This window comes from Deinococcus arboris, from assembly GCF_009755355.1.
GTDB lineage: Bacteria > Deinococcota > Deinococci > Deinococcales > Deinococcaceae > Deinococcus > Deinococcus betulae.
Genome location: NZ_WQLB01000022.1, coordinates 15,187 through 31,345 on the forward strand (window position 1 = coordinate 15,187; position 16,159 = coordinate 31,345).

Genomic DNA, 16,159 nt, shown 5'->3' on the forward strand with positions numbered 1-16,159 from the left:
AGGCAGCGCGTCTTGCGCCCGCCTTACAGTACGTCACACTCTGAACCCTTCCCATGACCGAGCCCTTGCCTCTTCCCCACGCCCTGCTCCGGCAGGCCGCCCGCACCCTTGCAGCGGGCGGTGTGGTGGCCTATCCCAGCGAAACGGTGTGGGGGCTGGCGGCTCATCCTCAGCAGGAGGCGGGCATCCAGCGGCTGTATGCCCTAAAGGGGCGAGACGCGGCCAAACCCGTCCAGGTGTCGTGCGCCAGCGCAGCAGATGGAGCGGCACTGGTGCACCGCAGCGCCGAGTGGCATGCCCTGACCGACTGCTGGCCTGGGCCGCTGACGCTGGTGGCACCGGCCTCGGCGGACTGCCCACCCCTGCTGGCTCCGGAAGGCCGGGTGGGGATTCGGGTGCCTGACCATCCAGTCGCACTGGCCCTGCTGCGACTGTGTGGAGGCGCGCTGGCGACCACCAGTTGCAACCTCAGCGGAGAACCGGCGGCCCTGACCGAAGCGCAGGCCCAGGCGACCGGCCTGGGCGACCTAACGCTGCCCGACGGCGGCGCGCCTTGCCTGGGCCTGCCGAGCACCGTGTTCCTGCTGCCTGAACGGCGTGTGCTGCGTGAAGGGGCGCTGCCAGAAGCGGCCCTCTGGGCGCGTCTAGCTGAAGCAGAATCAAGATGACAAACGTTTCACCACCGTTTCGCAGCCTCATTGGCGCCGCTCTTCTGGCGGCTGGGCGGCCGGTTAGTGCAGCAGAACTGGCTGGTGTGTTGGGGCTGACAGAAGACAGGACCCGGCGCGAAATAGAGGCTTTTGCCCTGCAGGTTGAAGAGGCGGGCCTGGGCTTTCTGGTTGAGGCCGTTGCGGGGGGTTACCGGCTGGTGGTGCCGCCGGTCCTGACCCCACACCTGGCGCCGCTGCTGGCGCCTCCACCTCTTCCGACCCTGAGCAGCGCGGCGCTGGAGGTCCTGGCCGTCATTGCCTACCGTCAGCCCGTGACCCGCGCCGAGATAGAGGCCATGCGCGGAGGCAGTGCCAGCACGGTCATGACCTTGCAGGAGCGGGAACTGGTCAAGGTGGTGGGCCGCGCTGACAGTGTGGGCCAACCGCTGCTGTACGGCACCACCGAGCGTTTCCTGCTGGACTTCGGCTTGACCTCACTGGACGCGCTGCCTCCACTGGACGACACCGGGTTTGCCCACCTCTTGCGTGGGTAGACCCCTGGAGTCTTGACCGGCCCCTTATGCTCTCTCAGCAAAACGAGAGCGCGCCTATCAGAGATGACGATGAAGCGCGGTGGTTGCCAGAGTGAAGGCCTGTTCCCCAGCCTCAGCCTGCGAGGAAGTGCCATGCTTCCTCGCGCCGTCACAGTCTGACGAGGTTGAGTGCGGCCCGGACGTCGGTCAGGGTCTGGGCGACGATGACACGGCCCCGGTCTGTTCCGTCACGCAGCAGCGCCATGACGCCAGCCGGGTCAGCCTCATACTGAGCTCGGCGCGCCCGCATGGGAATCAACAGTTCTTCCAGCACATCCAGCAGATGCCGCTTGACCGTCACGTCGCCCAGGCCGCCGGCCTGGTAGTGGGCTTTGAGGGCATCCACCCGCGCCGCGTCCGGGTCAAAGGCATCCAGGTAGGTGAAGACTGGATTTCCCTCCACCTGCCCTGGGTCGCTGGCGCGCAGGTGGCCGGGGTCGGTGTACATGCCCATCACCTTGCGCCTCAGTTCATCGGGTGAATCGGAGAGATAGGCGGCGTTGCCCAGCGACTTGCCCATTTTGGTCTGGCCGTCCAGACCCGGCAGACGCGGCACCGCCGACAGGAGCGCCTGCGGTTCGATCAGGGTGTCGCCGTAGAGACCATTGAAGCGCCGCACCACCTCGCGGCTCAACTCCAGCATGGGCTGCTGGTCCTCGCCAACCGGCACCACCTGCGCGCCAAACGCCACGATATCGGCCACCTGGGCCGCCGGGTAGATGAAAAAGCCAGCGGGCACGGCGTCGCCAAAACCCTTCTGACCAATTTCGGTCTTGACTGTAGGGTTTTGCCGCAGTTTGGAGACCGTGACGAGATTCAGCAGGTGCAGCGTCAGCTCGGCCAGTTCCGGCACCGCCGACTGCAAGACAAACGTCACCCGGCTGGGGTCCAGGCCAGCGGCCAGATAATCCAGCATCACCTCTGGAATGTGGGTACGCACCACCTCGGGGCGGTCAAAATGGTCGGTCAGCGCCTGAACATCGGCCACCAGCACGAACAGCTCATGGGTGTCTTGCAGGGCCACGCGGGTCCTGAGCGAACCGGTCAGGTGGCCCAGGTGGAGGCGGCCTGTTGGGCGGTCGCCAGTCAGCACACGGGGACGGGATGTAGGGGTCATGGATGGCCTCCTTGAAGGGAAAGAAACGACAAAAAAGCCGCGCCCCGATCTATACCGGGGCGCGGACTGACGGGATGAACAGTGTTCAGACGTCAGACAAGGGGCGGCCCGTTACCTGGGGCCACCACTGACGGGGCGTCTGCTTGCTCATGGGTGAAGTCTCGGGGCTGGCATCAGAAGTGCGCATCGGCCAGATGGCGCAGAGAGGCGGGAGGGCTTTGTGGGGAAGTTGAAGTTACTGGTTCGCCCCACCCCCCAGCCCCCTCCCCCAGAGGGGCAGGGGGAGCAACGTTGGCACTGGGCAAGAGTTCTTACTGGAGTGGGCGAGGCCGTTCTTTTCGTCCACGTGTCTGGCCTCGACGCCATCCGCTGCCCCGCCGGAAGGGCCTGCGCGCTGCGCGCACAATGGCCTCGCCCGGACCTGGGCGCTGAGGGAGCAGGAAGGCTTGATGCGTGCAGTGGGTTCTACTTTCTCAAAGACAGGAGGGCTTTTTCGTCCTTCCGGCTCATGGGAGGCTTGTCAAGCTGGGGTGTAACGACCAACCCACTTTCCTTTCTTCCACGTACGGCCCCCACTCCCCGCTGCCTTTACTCCTCCCAGTTCAGAATTACTTTGCCGCTCTGGCCGCTCAGCATGGCGTCAAAGCCCTCCTGGTATTGCCCAATGCCGTAGTGGTGGGTAATCACCGGCGATAGGTCCAGGCCCGACTGGATCAGGGCGGCCATCTTGTACCAGGTTTCAAACATCTCGCGGCCGTAGATGCCCTTGATGGTCAGCATCTTAAAGATCACCGCGTTCCAGTCAATGTCCACCCGGCCCGAGGGAATCCCCAGCAGCGCAATCTTGCCGCCGTTGTTCATCACCTGCACCATCTGCGCAAAGGCGGGCCCAGAGCCGCTCATTTCCAGGCCCACGTCAAAGCCTTCCGTCATGCCCAGGTCGGTCATCACGGCTTTCAGGTCTTCCTGCCCCACGTTGACCGCGCGGGTGACGCCCATGCGCCGCGCCAGGTCCAGGCGGTACTCGTTCAGGTCGGTGATGACCACGTTGCGCGCGCCCACGTGTTTGGCCACGGCCGCCGCCATCACGCCGATGGGGCCGGCGCCGGTAATTAGTACGTCTTCGCCCACAAGGTCAAAGCTCAGGGCGGTATGCACCGCGTTGCCAAATGGGTCGAAGATGGCGGCGATGTCGTCCGGGATATCGTCGGGCAGCTTGAAAGCGTTAAAGGCCGGCAGCACCAGATATTCAGCGAAGGAGCCGGGGCGGTTCACGCCCACCCCCAGCGTATTGCGGCACAGGTGGCGGCGCCCGGCGCGGCAGTTGCGGCAGTGCCCGCAGGTGACGTGGCCCTCGCCGCTGACGCGGTCGCCTATCTGAAAGCCGCGCACCTCGCTGCCGATACCGGCCACCACACCCACGTATTCGTGGCCCACGATCATGGGCACCGGAATGGTCTTCTGCGCCCACTCGTCCCACTTGTAGATATGCACGTCGGTGCCGCAGATGCTGCCTTTCTTGACGCGAATGAGCAGGTCGTTTGGCCCCGGCGCAGGCACAGGGGCCTGGGTCATCCAGATGCCTTCTTCGGCGTGGGCTTTGCTCAGGGCGCGCATGGTCTGTGCCGGCGGGTTCTGGGGCAGGTGGGCGTCAGGGGTCACGGGCGCCGTTCTACCCCTCCCGGCGGCGGCGCGCAACAACCGGGACCACGAAAGGCCCCGCGCGCTGGACACCCTGACAGCCTGACCGAGTCCAAAGCCTGCGTGAAGGCGAAACCAGCGCCAGCCTGAGCCCACGTGCCTTACGCTGCGACCTATGATCAAGTACCGCCGCCAGAACGCCCTGGAACCTGAAAAGGACGCCGAACTCAACGTGAATCTGGTGCCGCTGCTGTTTTTCGCGGTGGGCTTCTTGGGGGTGCGCGCCCTGATTCGTACGGTGCAGGGCCGCTAGGCCCAGGCGCTACTCTGGGGACATGACCCAACCCACAGGCCAGCAAGCCAGCGCCCAGCAGTTTAAAAGTACCCGCAGCGGGCGTCTGGTGGTTCCCGGCTGGATGAATCTGGTTCCCGGCAAACCCGACGCCGTTGAGGTGCAGCTGGACGTGGTCCCCGAGGACCTGGGGCGCGACCAGGCCAGCCTGCTCATCGAATACTGGGCCACTCCCGACGACCTGACGCTGCAAAGCGTGCTGCCTATCCGGGCCTTCAGCGCTTCCCAGGAAGGCTGGTGCGCCCTGGTGCCCGCCGCCGGGCGCGTGCTGGTGCGGGCCATTGACCCCCAGCCCACGCCGCCGGTCCTGGCCAGCCACTGGATTAATGTGGACCCGGCCACGGTGCCCGGCACCACCGTCCATGTGCGCGTGGCTTTCCCGGCTGCCCCCAGCCCCGTGCAGAACCTGCTCCACCCCCGCTCGTGACGGCGGAATCCTCCGCGCACACCCCACTGACCCGAGAGGAAATTGCGGGCGTGGAATTCGACTGGTTTGCCGCTGACCGCACCGGCCAGGTGGCGCAGTTTCTGGCAGCTGGTGACGACACGGTGCCCGCAGCCGCCCTGCGTTCCGAGGAACTACTCGAAGCGGTCCATGTCTGGATTGACACCCGACCAGCGGCTGAAGCACCCAACGCCCCGGCAGGCGGCTTTGACGACCACTTGACGGGCCCTCAGGAGCGCGGCGCGTTCGTGTACGACTGGGTTCAGGGGCAGCCTGGGGTGTACCGCCTGGTGGCCGCCCCCCGCCACCCTCTCGCGGTGACCGACCTGCCCGACCACCTGCGCGAGTACTTGGCGCCGCTGACGCTGGCCGTGACCTTCGGCGCCCCGAAGGTGCAGATCGGGCCGCAGGGCGAAGCCTGAGAGGACGCGGCGCAGGTTCCCTGAGCGCTGGAGCAGCGCCCCGTCCCACTCCACGCCGCCCGGAAATCGTCAGACGCACTACAGTGGCCCGGTGAGTCTTCCGCCCTCCGGCCCACCGCCGGCCCCACCCGAAATTAACCTGACCTTCGAGGACGCTGGACCGCCCGCCTCGCCACCGCCGGGACCGCCCCGGCGCAGCCTTCAGGCCAACACCATCATCATCATGCTGGGCACGCTGGGCTCGCGTCTGAGCGGCATCCTGCGCCAGATGATCATCAACCTGTTCGGCACGGGGCTGACCGACGCCTTTAATGTGGCGATCACCGTGCCCAACCTCCTGCGTGAGCTGCTGGCCGAGGGCGCGCTGGTCAATTCGTTTATTCCGGTCTACAAGTCGCTGGACGAGGCTGGGCGGCGGCAACTGGCCCAGACGTTCAGCGGCGTGATGCTGGCCGTGAACCTGCTGCTGATGGCCGTGGGCATCGTGGCCGCGCCGCTGGTCGTGGACCTGCTGCTCTCGGCCACGCCCAACGTGGACCGCGACCTGGCTGTCTACATGACGCGCCTAGTCATGCCGTTTCTGATGCTGATCAGCCTCTCGGCCGTGGCGATGGGCCTGCTGAACGCCGACGAGCATTTCCGGGAAAGCAGTTTTGCCCCTATTGCCTTTAACCTCGCCAGCATCGCCGCGCTGGTGCTGCTGCCCGACACGGCGACCTGGCTGGGCTTCGGCTGGCTGCTGGGCGGCGTGGCGCAGCTGGTCGTGCAACTGCCGGCGCTGCACCGCTTCGGGCTCTTGCCCACCCCCAGCCTGAAGCCGCACCCGGCCCTGGGGCGCGTGCTGCGCCAGATGGCCCCTTTCACCCTGACCGCGGGCGCGCGGCAATTTCTGAATGTGTATGTCCTGAACCTGCTGTCCAACCGGCAGCTGTTTCCGGATGGCACCACCAGCGGTTACTTCAACGCGCAGGCGCTGTTCACCATGGTCAATGGCCTCTTTATCGTTTCACCGGTGCTGGCGGTCTTTCCCCGCTTCTCCGAGGCGGCCGCCAAAGGAGACTGGACGCTGTTCAAGCAGCTCACGGCCCAGACCATCCGCACCACCACGTTTCTGGCGGCGCCTATGAGCGCGCTGATGGTTGTTCTAGCCCCTTACGCCATCAGTGTGATTAATCTGGAAGTGCCGCGCCTGCCTGAAGAACTGGACAAATTTGCAGCGGGCAGCGGCATTCTGACCGGTTGGGCGCTGGCGCTGGTGCCCTGGGCACTGGTCACCGTGCTGCTGCGCACCTTCTACGCCCGCGAACGCACCCGCGAAGCCGTCACGGTGAGCGCCATCGGCTTTGTGCTGGAGGTCGGGCTCTACCGCCTGCTGGTGCCGGCGATGGGGCTGATGGGCTTTGGGCTGGCCACCACGCTCAGCGGGGTGCTGATGGCGGGCGCCCTGACTGTCCTGTACCGCCGTGCCGTGGGCTTTCCGGGCCGAGAAATCGCCGGGCACCTCGCGCGGGTGGTGCCGCTGGCGACGGCGGCGGGCAGCCTGGCGTGGCTGGTGGCGCGGGTCTTGCCTGATCCTGGCTTTATCGTGCAGGGCGTCCTGGGCCTGGTGGTGGCCGGTGGCGTGGGCCTGGGGGCCTACCTGGCCGGCGCCCTGGTCCTCAAGCTCCCCGAGGTGGCCGCAGTAACGAGGCGGCTCCGGCGATAATGTCTCTTCAGAGGCTCAAGTAAGTCAAGTGCGCGTAGCAACGCGCGATATGCTGCCTCTTATGAAGGAGCGTTTTCCTCAGGTCAAGCCTTCTCGGCCCCAGACGACCCGCGTAGCACCTGAGGTTGAGTCCACCTTCTCTAGTCCTAGTCCAGAGAGCCAGCAAGAACGGCAGTTCAGGCGCTGGGTGAGCCGCCCCAGCCAGTTGCAAAGGCAAGTTGCCCAGCCAGTCCTGCGAGCAGCCACACTGATACGACAGGAAGAAGAGAGGCTGAGCACCAGCCAGCAAGCTGTGCAGCGGCAACTCAAAGAGACTCAGGTGAGCGAGATGGCGTCATCTGCGCGTCCTCTTCAGGCGCAGCGGGCCGCCACGACGCAACCTACTACACCTGCCGAGTGGGTCACGGTTATGCGTACCCGCGCTGAAGACATTGAAGGCCGCGCGCTGGATGCTCGTGGACGCTCACAATTTACGGCGTTACAGAGACAGGTCGCACAGACATTGGCTCAGGGTTTCCGAATGGACCAGGGACCAGCCCACAGCCGTTACGAAAGCTATGGCGAGCATCTGGCCACTTTGCAGCGTCATCCCATGAGTGCTCCCGTCTCACGAGTGGTGATGGGCCTGGTGCCTGCCAGTGAACGATTGGCCTTGCAGCGCGCTGTCGACACGGCGGCGCAGCGGCAGCACGAGCAGGCAGCGCAGCAGACCCAACAGACGCAAGTAGCTGCGTTTCAGCGGCAACTGGCTGAGCTAAACGCCGAAGCAACACAACCTGTTCTTCAGCGTATTCAGGCCCGGCGAGGCAGTGGCCATCCTCTGCCTGAAGCCATTCAGCGCCATCTGGAACAGGGCTTAAACCAGGATCTCAGCCGGGTCCGCATTCACGATGATGCGGAGGCGAACCTCCTGGCCAAAGGCGTGAACGCAACAGCCTTTACGACGGGTAACGATATCTTTTTTCAGTCTGGTCGGTTTAGCCCCAACACCCAATCAGGTTTGGAACTTCTGGCCCATGAAGTGACGCACACCGTACAGCAGGCTCAAGGACGGGTTGGACCGGGTATCGACCCTGATGCTGGCCTGGAGACAGAAGCGAGCATCATGGGCGCCAGGCTTGCAGCCGCGCCCCTCACGCAACGCCTCAAGACCAAGGCTACAGCGTCTGCCCCATTTTCAGCTGCCTTACAGCGGCAAGCAGCAGTGAACGGCACATCATGGCGGGAAAGCGGCAAATTAAAAGGCAATCCGCCTGTTCGGGATGAAACGAGTCCACCAAATTCAAACATTGTCGAGGATGAACAGCGCTACCGCACCCTGCGTGCCGGCGCACAGAAGCTCCTTCAGGGCCAGCGACAACGCGCTCAGGCACTCCTGACGCCCGACAAAAAGGGTGTACGGGATTACCGCTTCTGGTTCGCTCACGTTTACAGTTACGTCACAGCCAACGAAATTGAATTTTGCGAACAGCGCACCTTTGACTATCCCTCCTATGTTCTGCAGTGCGTTCTGTACTTCGACAAACTTTACGCTGACAATCTCAGCGCCATCAAAGGTCAGGTTGAGCCCCACTGGAAAGCCGCATTTGCGACATCCGCGCGGATGCAAAACGGGGACTATTTGCCCACACAAGTTGGGGCCGCTGTGTGGTCGCTGGTGGCTTCTATGCTGGCCCATATTCGTTTTGACCTGCCCCGCGCTGAAGCGTGGGTGGCTCAGGGCTACCAGAAGGCTTATGGTGCCAAGCCCGCAGATTTTCGGAGTGACTTCTTTCGTATGAGTGGCGTTTTTGACAACGCTTCACGCAGCATGTTCAAAGATATTGAGCGGCTGTTGCCCGACAAACTCAATGCAGGCCCAACCGCTGTTCGCAAGATGTGAGAGTGGAATCTCACCCCCGCTGCTATGCGCCATCTTCTGGGCGCAGATATGGCCGAGGAGCGGCTCGTTACTTGGCGGCGCATGGAGGCCCTGATGGCGCAGGGCAAAGTGCCGGCAAACCCTTACAAGCTTGGAGCGGGACAACTTGCAGGGAACGTCACCGGTCCATCTGCGCAAACTCATCTTGCGAAACTCAACGAGCTGTCGCCTACAGCCCTGCGACCTCAAATGGAAGGAATTAACGCGACGGTCCCCAACCGACTTGCGCGCGCAGCAGGAGGGGTTTCCTCAAGTCAAATGGGAGATGGAGTTTCTGAAATGCTCGCCCGGCAGTGGCAACAGCAGTTCAATCCACCAGCAAAAGGGCAGAAGGTGCCGCTCTATGGCCGGGCTTCTATGCTGCTCACGTTCATCAGAAACCCAGCTGGTATTCCACTCCCCGGCTTTGGCACTGGCAACGTAGCCACTGGCACGGATGACACCCTGATCGTCAGCATCCTCAGGGCTTCTTCGCTTAAGGGAGATTTGACGCTCCTGATGGATATGGTTGACGCCCAGAGTCTCCTGAGTGCCATGAACGACAAAGGTCAACGCCTCACAGCCGAGCGCCTTCTGGTAGTCAGTGGCTATTACCGCCAGCTTGGCGTCATGAACGCCACCAATCAGATTCAAAAATGGGTTGAAGCAGGGAACAATAATGATAACCGCCGCCACGCTCAAACACTGTTCCGCTCTTTGCCCACGGCCATCAGAAATCAGGTTCTGACTCGCCTAGAAAAGGCAAAGATTCCAGCCGCAAGGTACAGATGAAAACCCCCTGGAAAGTAGCCATTGCGGGCGCACTGGCGGTTGGAGCGGGAGGCGCCTATATGTCTATTCAGCAGAACCCACAGGACCCTCAGCATATTGCTGATGCATATGTGGTGGCCAACATCAAAAATGATTCAAAAGCCATTGGGGAGCTCCTAGGTTTGGGGGATTCCCCTATGGAACAAGTCTTAGGCACAGTGATGGGCGCAGCGCTTAATACTTACTGGTCAGATCAGGCACAGAATCCTGAAGATTTTCACTGGACCCTGATTCCACAACAGCACACAGAAGCGGTCACCGAGTACATCATTGATCTGCACACGCCAAACTATGGCGCCCTCGCCGACAAAGAGATGGAGCTTTTAGGCTACAGGACTGACGAAGATGGAGTCCTCACTGTCGCAGAAGAACCTCAGATCACTGTCGAGGAAGCTGAGCGCCAGGCACGCGCCGATCCTACGATCAAGCCACTTCATTTTAGGGTGCCTCTACAGCTGATCAGGAAGCAGAATACATGGATTGTAAATCCAGATCAGGAAGAAAATAACGCGATCTTTACTGTAATTCGCAGAGGAGACAGCTCAACAGAAAATTTGAAATATCTGATCACACCAGAGCAAAAACAGTAAAGACGTTGTTAGATGCCCAGCAGCGCATAGCCCATCAGCGCCAGCTTCTCCCGCAGCAGGTACACCCGGCTCACCTGCGTGCTCAGGGGGCTGGCGCTGACGTTGGCTTCCAGGCCCAGCGCGCGGGCCAGGGCCAGGGCACGTGGGGCGTGCGCTTCATCGGTGACCAGCGTGACCGGCGTACGCGGCGGCAGGGAGGTGCGGGCGTTGCGCAGGTTTTCAATAGTGGTGCGGCTGCGCGTTTCGGCAATCAAGGCGCGGCCCGGCACCCCATGTTCGTTCAGGTAGGCCGTGCCAACTCCGCCCTCGGTGTAGGGGTCGCCGGGGCGGCGGCCTCCGGTCACCACCACCGCGCGCACACCGCCGGCCCGGTACAGCTTCAGGGCGTGGTCCAGGCGGCGCTGAAAGGCGGGGCTGGGGTGACCGGCATACTGCGCCGCGCCCAGCACCACCAGGGTAGGGTGGGGCACGGCGGCGCTGGGCGCGCGCAGCCCTGGTGTCAGCAGAAATCCGGCCATCAGCAGAGCCGCCACGGTCAAAGGCAAGGTCGAGAGAACGGCGCCGCGCGAACGCATGAAGGCCAGCCTAGCATGAAGAAAATCCCAAGCCTGACGGTGGGGTGAGCGGCGCAGAACAGCAGGCCAGTAGCCCTGTTGAGGCTGTTCGGCCATCGTTTGCCTTGAGGCGTAGGACCTTATTCACTGGGTAGATGTACTGCTGGCCCCGCACACTCGCCTGCCCACCGTTGATGAACAGATTCTCTTGAGGGAAGTCGTCCTTGCTCGCCGCCACACCTGTCAAAGATAAGGAGGCATTGGGCCGGTTCTTCCGGAAGGCTGGGCAGGAGCATGCTACGCTCCGGTCTGACTTCCTGTCAGGGGGAGCTTTCTTCTATGCCCAGACCATCATCTGCCCACACGCTTGTTATCGTCGAGTCGCCGGCCAAAGCGCGCACCATCGAGAAGTATCTCGGAAAGGGATACACGGTGGAGTCCAGCATTGGTCACATCCGCGACCTGCCGAAAAGTGCGGCCGACATCCCCGAGAAATACAAGGGCAAGGCCTGGGCCCGGCTGGGCCTGGACATTGAAAACGACTTTCAGCCGCTCTACGTGGTCGCCCCTGAAAAGCGGGCGCACGTCGCCAAGCTGCGCAAGATGGCCCAGGACGCCGACGAGATTATTCTGGCGACCGACGATGACCGCGAGGGCGAGAGCATCGCCTGGCACCTGTACCAGGAACTGAAGCCCAAGGTGCCGGTGCGCCGCATGGTCTTTCACGAGATTACGAAAGAAGCCATTCAGGCCGCCATCGCTGCCCCTCGGCAGATCGATACCAACCTGGTCGAAGCCCAGGAGGCCCGCCGCGCGCTGGACCGCCTGTACGGCTACGAGGTCAGCCCGGTGCTGTGGAAAAAAGTGGCGCCCAAACTGAGCGCTGGCCGCGTGCAGAGTGTGGCGACCCGCATGCTGGTCGAGCGCGAGCGCGAGCGGATGCGCTTTGTGTCGGCTGAGTGGTGGGACCTGCTGGTGACCGGCAAGACCGCGCCGGGCCAGACCTTCCCGGCCCGCCTGACGGATGTGGCCGGGCAGCGGCTGGCCGTGGGCAAGGACTTTGACCCGCTGACGGGTAAGTTGAAAGAGGGCGCCGCCGTGCGGCTGCTGCCTGAAACCGAGGCGCGCGCCCTGGCCACCGGGCTCACCGGCCAATCCCTCACCGTGACCAGCGCCGAGGAGAAGCCCTTCACCCAGCGGCCCTATCCGCCCTTCATTACCTCGACCCTGCAGCAGGAAGGCAGCCGCAAGCTGGGCTTTGCCGCCACCCGCACCATGCGCGCGGCCCAGAAACTGTACGAGCAGGGCTACATCACCTATATGCGCACGGACTCGACCAACCTGAGCAGTGAGGCGGTCACGGCGGCGCGCACCCAGGTGGGCCAGATGTACGGCCAGGACTACCTCTCGCCGCAGCCGCGCGTCTACGCCAAAAAGGCCAAGAATGCGCAGGAAGCGCACGAAGCGATTCGCCCGGCGGGCAGCCGCTTCCGCACCCCGGACAGCCTGCGCGGTGAGTTGAGCGGCGACGAGTGGCGCCTCTATGACCTGATCTGGAAACGCACCGTGGCCTGTCAGATGGCCGACGCGCGGGGCCGCAGCCTGCGGGTGCGCCTGGGCGGCACGGCAAAGACGGGCGAGGCGGTGGGGCTCAGTGCCTCGGGCCGCACCATTGATTTCCCCGGATTCCTGCGCGCCTACGTGGAGGGCAGCGATGACCCCAGCGCCGCCCTGGAAGACAGAGAAACTCCGCTGCCTCCCCTCAAAGAGGGCGAGCGCGTCACCGCCGAGACCGTCAAGGCTGAAGGCCACGAGACCCAGCCTCCCGCCCGCTACACCGAGGCCAGTCTGGTGCAGTCCCTGGAAGGCGCCGGCATTGGCCGGCCCAGCACCTACGCCAGCATCCTGGGCACTATTCAGGACCGGGGCTACGCGGCCAAGAAGGGGCAGGCGCTGGTGCCCAGCTGGACAGCCTTTGCGACCTCGGCGCTGCTGGAACACCACTTCGGCCGGCTGGTGGACTACGACTTCACCGCCAAGATGGAAGAGGATCTGGACGACATCGCCGGGGGCCGCGCCCAGCGGGTGCCGTACCTGCGGCGCTTCTACCTGGGTGACCACGGCGAGGGGATGGCCCTGCGGCCCCTGATTGACTCCAAAATGGGTGAGATTGATGCGCGCGGGATTGCCACCATCCGGGTCCCCAAGCTGGATGACACCGGCATTGAGGTCCGTGTGGGGCGCTACGGCCCCTACATGGAGCGCGGCGAGCAGAAGGCCAACCTGCCCGACGACCTGGCCCCCGACGAACTGACCTCCGATAAGGCCGAGGAACTCCTTTCACGGCCCAGTGGCGACCGGGTGCTGGGCGTGGACGACGCCACTGGACACCCTGTGGTGGCCCGCGCTGGGCGCTACGGCCCTTACGTCACCCTAGGGGACACCAATCCGCCGGTGCGTTCAGCCAGCCTCTTTCCCAGCGATGACCTGGGCACCCTGAGCCTGGGGCGCGCCCTGAAACTCCTGAGCCTGCCGCGACTGGTAGGGGTCAGCGAGGGCGAAGAGGTCTGGGCGATGAACGGCAAATACGGCCCTTACCTGAAGCGGGCGAATGACAGCCGCTCGCTGACGAGTCACGAGGAGCTGTTCACGGTCGGGCTTCAGGAAGCTGAGGCGCTGTTCATGCAGCCGCGCTTTGGGCGGGGCCGGGCCGCTGCGGCGCCGCCCCTGCGGTCCTTTGACTACGAGGGCCGCGCCGCGATTGTGCTGAAGTCGGGCCGCTTTGGCCCCTACCTGACCGACGGTGAGCGCAACGCCACCCTGCGCAAGGGTGAAGACGAAGCCACCCTGACCGCCGAACGCGCCCTGGAGATTCTGGAAGAACGCGGCAAGGAGCCCAAGAAGAAACCGGGCAAGGCACCTCGCCAAGCGACCTCCACCAAGAAGGCGACGACCAGCAAAGCGACCACGAAAACGGGCACAGCCAAAGCAGGCCGCGCAGGCACCAAGCCGGCGGCCAAAACAGCGGCCAAGAAGCCCGTCAAAGCGGCCCCGAAGGCGGCCCCCGCCAAGGCCACCTTCACCTGGGCTGACCTGAAATCCCACCTGGATGTCCTGAGCGCCCAGGAACGTCAGCTGGTGACCGCCACCCGCGAGCAGGGCCGCAAGGTCGAGGATGTGGCGCCTGAACTGGGTCTGGACGTGAAAAAGGCCAAAGGCATGGCCTTGCAAGCCAGCAAAAAGCTGAATCAGGCCGCCAGGGGCGCGTGAGGGTGAGGGGGTGTCAGAGGGTTGAAGGGCGAGCGGGCCCCTTGACCCTCCAGCGCTTTGACGCCTGGGCGGCCCCAGGAGGCGGCTCCTGATGCCCCGCGCCCTGGCCCCTGAGACACCCCAGGCGCTGCACCTGGCGCGGCTGGCACAGGGCACGCCTGGCGAGTGGGTGCGGCTGCCGGGCAGTGCCGTGCAGGTGGTGCAGCTTCAGGGCACCCTGAGCGGCCCACAGGTGAGCGGCTGGCTGATCTGCCTGAGCGGTGAAGCGGTGGTGGACCTGCCCCTGAGCAACTTCGTGCGTCTGCGCCCCGCCGAGGGGTACGGGGTGCAGGCGCACGAGCCGTGGACAGCCTTTGGCACCAAAGACGGCACGGTGCTGATGCTGGTGGGAGAAGGCGAGCACAGAGAGCCGGCTCTCTAGCAGCGCCAGCTGGCCGCCTCTTGCAGGGAAAAGTTGAGATTCAGCGCCTGGGCTTGACCTGTGCTTTCGGCACCGACACTCGGCTTTCTCTTGTGGCCACACCACCGAAGAGGAGGCGACCAGGGGCAAGGGCCTCTGGTCGCCTCCTCTTCCCAGACCAGCGCTATTTCTTGCGCTTGGCCGCCCTCTGCGCCTCTTTAGCAGCCTTTTTCTCGGCCTTCTGGCGCTCCTGCATCTCGCGGCCCATCTCTTCCAGCAGCTGCGCGCCCTGGGCGTCCACGCGGCGCTGCAATTCCAGCAGGGTCGTGGCGACCATGTTGTGCAGGATGCGCTCCAGGGGCACCTTCACGAAGCCAAAGCGCACGCGGGCGTTGACGGTCATGGTCACTTCCGTGCCGCCGGGCATGGGCCGGAAGACCCAGCTCTGGGTGAGTTTGTCCAGAGGGCCCACATGGCGCACGCTTTCCCAGCCGCCCCGCTGCGGGGCCTGAAGCTGGCCATATTTGGCGGTAAAGCGCAGCCCCAGCAGGCGGCGAGAGAACTTGAACTTCACGCGGGCGTTGTTGGCGAGGCGGCCTTCCGGGCCTTCATAGTCGGCCTGCACCAGGTTGGGGTCCCACTGCACGCGCCGCTTGGGTTCCAGCGCCAGGCGGTAGAGCACGTCTGGACGCGACCGAACGACGATGGTCTGCTTAATACTGATGGGGTCAGCCATAGATAGGGGTCACTGTAGCGCGGGCAGGGCCAGGGCCGTGTCCCCACCGGTCAGGCCTTGCCAGCACCCCTGTCGTTCAGCGCCGCACGTCCATGCTTCTTCAGGCCACCTGGCCGCTCTTCCGCCTCATCAGTCCAGGTAATCTCTGGCCCGGAGATGGGCCGCGCGCAGGGTAAAGCGCTCGGCGGCGCCTACCCCGGCCAGGCGGCCCACCTCCGCCCGGCCGGCGCGGTACTGCTCGGCCGTCCACGGCCACTGGTAGAAAGTCTGGTAGTACGCCATTACCTCTGCGGCCACATCCAGCGTGTCGGTGACATTCACGAACACTTCTGGATAGGGACTGGCGGGGGCGTAGTACTGGTAAAAGCGCACGGGATCGCGCCAGGCATCCAGGCGGCCCAGGTCCTCGCCACTCTCGGGGGCCGCGTCGCCGCTCAGGTCCGGGGCGGGCGGCATGGCCACCCCGCCGCCCGATTCATTGATGATTTTGGGGATGCGGGCCAGCGTGATGGCGTCGAAGGCAATTTTGGCGGTCATGCGGTGGTCGGGGTGGGGGTGGTCGTCACTCCAGGTAATGACGGCGTTGGGCCGGAAACGGGCGTACAGCCGCGCTAAGAGCAGCGCCTCGGCGCGGCCGCCCGTCATGCGGCTGTCGCCCATATCAAAAAAATGGTGCTGGGCGCCCAGCTTCTGCGCCACCCAGGCCCCATGTTCGCGCCGTACCCGCCGCACCTCCTCGTGCGGGGCGTCACCAAACTGACTGGCCAGTTCGCCCAGCGTGGTCCAGACCAGCATGACCTCATCGCCGCGCGCGGCGTGGCGGGCCAGGGTGCCTGCGCAGCCAATCTCATCGTCGGGGTGGGCAAAGACAGCCATCAGTCGCATAACGGCAGGATAGTGGGAAGGAGAGCGTGGGGAGTGGAAAAGGCCCAGTTCTGCTTTACTTGCCCCTC

At 64.3% G+C, this 16,159-nt stretch carries 16 protein-coding genes; 11 read left to right on the forward strand and 5 right to left on the reverse strand.

Features of this window, described 5'->3' with window-relative positions; translation table 11 throughout:
• Positions 1-53 precede the first annotated feature (53 nt).
• Together GO986_RS14840 and scpB are read left to right on the forward strand one after the other, a co-directional pair.
• Positions 54-668, forward strand: a complete 615-nt coding sequence (locus tag GO986_RS14840; RefSeq protein ID WP_157460092.1) for an L-threonylcarbamoyladenylate synthase — start codon at positions 54-56, stop codon at positions 666-668.
• Entirely contained in the window at positions 665-1,204 is a 540-nt protein-coding gene (scpB, locus tag GO986_RS14845; protein ID WP_157460093.1) for an SMC-Scp complex subunit ScpB, read from the forward strand. Before GO986_RS14840 ends, scpB begins: the two co-directional genes overlap by 4 nt.
• A 148-nt stretch (positions 1,205-1,352) precedes the next feature.
• On the opposite strand, the gene trpS is transcribed toward scpB, so the two are convergent.
• Together trpS and tdh are read right to left on the reverse strand one after the other, a co-directional pair.
• Entirely contained in the window at positions 1,353-2,360 is a 1,008-nt protein-coding gene (gene trpS, locus GO986_RS14850; RefSeq protein ID WP_157460094.1) for a tryptophan--tRNA ligase, read from the reverse strand.
• 588 nt (positions 2,361-2,948) lie between these two features.
• Complete coding sequence (gene tdh, locus GO986_RS14855) at positions 2,949-3,977, reverse strand: L-threonine 3-dehydrogenase (RefSeq protein ID WP_157460152.1); 1,029 nt, start codon at positions 3,975-3,977, stop codon at positions 2,949-2,951.
• 199 nt (positions 3,978-4,176) lie between these two features.
• On the opposite strand from tdh, the gene GO986_RS22625 reads away from it, so the two are divergent.
• The 7 genes from GO986_RS22625 (at position 4,177) to GO986_RS14885 (ending at position 10,246) form a co-directional block, all read left to right on the forward strand.
• Positions 4,177-4,314 (forward strand): hypothetical protein, encoded by a 138-nt coding sequence (locus GO986_RS22625; RefSeq protein ID WP_198170698.1) that lies wholly within the window; start codon positions 4,177-4,179, stop codon positions 4,312-4,314.
• A gap of 22 nt (positions 4,315-4,336) precedes the next feature.
• Positions 4,337-4,780: a uracil-DNA glycosylase gene (locus tag GO986_RS14860; protein ID WP_157460095.1), complete on the forward strand. Its 444-nt coding sequence runs from the start codon at positions 4,337-4,339 to the stop codon at positions 4,778-4,780.
• Positions 4,777-5,220 (forward strand): hypothetical protein, encoded by a 444-nt coding sequence (locus tag GO986_RS14865; RefSeq protein WP_369409399.1) that lies wholly within the window; start codon positions 4,777-4,779, stop codon positions 5,218-5,220. The genes GO986_RS14860 and GO986_RS14865 overlap by 4 nt, the downstream gene beginning before the upstream one ends.
• A 91-nt stretch (positions 5,221-5,311) precedes the next feature.
• Entirely contained in the window at positions 5,312-6,925 is a 1,614-nt protein-coding gene (gene murJ, locus GO986_RS14870) for a murein biosynthesis integral membrane protein MurJ (protein ID WP_369409400.1), read from the forward strand.
• A 61-nt stretch (positions 6,926-6,986) separates the two neighbouring features.
• Complete coding sequence (locus GO986_RS14875) at positions 6,987-8,807, forward strand: eCIS core domain-containing protein (protein ID WP_157460096.1); 1,821 nt, start codon at positions 6,987-6,989, stop codon at positions 8,805-8,807.
• A 24-nt stretch (positions 8,808-8,831) separates the two neighbouring features.
• The gene (locus GO986_RS14880; RefSeq protein WP_157460097.1) at positions 8,832-9,617 is read left to right on the forward strand and encodes a hypothetical protein; all 786 of its coding nucleotides are present in this window, start codon (positions 8,832-8,834) and stop codon (positions 9,615-9,617) included.
• On the forward strand, positions 9,614-10,246 hold the full coding sequence (locus GO986_RS14885; protein WP_157460098.1) for a hypothetical protein: 633 nt from the start codon (positions 9,614-9,616) through the stop codon (positions 10,244-10,246). Before GO986_RS14880 ends, GO986_RS14885 begins: the two co-directional genes overlap by 4 nt.
• Before the next feature lie 8 nt (positions 10,247-10,254).
• Here GO986_RS14885 and GO986_RS14890 read toward each other — a convergent pair whose 3' ends face one another.
• Entirely contained in the window at positions 10,255-10,821 is a 567-nt protein-coding gene (locus GO986_RS14890) for a YdcF family protein (protein WP_157460099.1), read from the reverse strand.
• 318 nt (positions 10,822-11,139) lie between these two features.
• On the opposite strand from GO986_RS14890, the gene topA reads away from it, so the two are divergent.
• Both topA and GO986_RS14900 read left to right on the forward strand, forming a co-directional pair.
• Positions 11,140-14,070 carry a type I DNA topoisomerase gene (topA, locus tag GO986_RS14895; protein WP_198170700.1) on the forward strand — a complete coding sequence of 977 codons (2,931 nt, stop codon included), beginning with the start codon at positions 11,140-11,142 and terminating at the stop codon, positions 14,068-14,070.
• A gap of 91 nt (positions 14,071-14,161) precedes the next feature.
• On the forward strand, positions 14,162-14,491 hold the full coding sequence (locus GO986_RS14900; protein WP_157460101.1) for a hypothetical protein: 330 nt from the start codon (positions 14,162-14,164) through the stop codon (positions 14,489-14,491).
• A gap of 163 nt (positions 14,492-14,654) precedes the next feature.
• Here GO986_RS14900 and GO986_RS14905 read toward each other — a convergent pair whose 3' ends face one another.
• Together GO986_RS14905 and GO986_RS14910 are read right to left on the reverse strand one after the other, a co-directional pair.
• Complete coding sequence (locus tag GO986_RS14905; RefSeq protein WP_157460102.1) at positions 14,655-15,206, reverse strand: SRPBCC family protein; 552 nt, start codon at positions 15,204-15,206, stop codon at positions 14,655-14,657.
• A 129-nt stretch (positions 15,207-15,335) separates the two neighbouring features.
• Positions 15,336-16,091, reverse strand: coding sequence for a PIG-L deacetylase family protein (locus tag GO986_RS14910; RefSeq protein ID WP_157460103.1), 756 nt, complete (start codon positions 16,089-16,091; stop codon positions 15,336-15,338).
• Positions 16,092-16,159 lie beyond the last annotated feature (68 nt).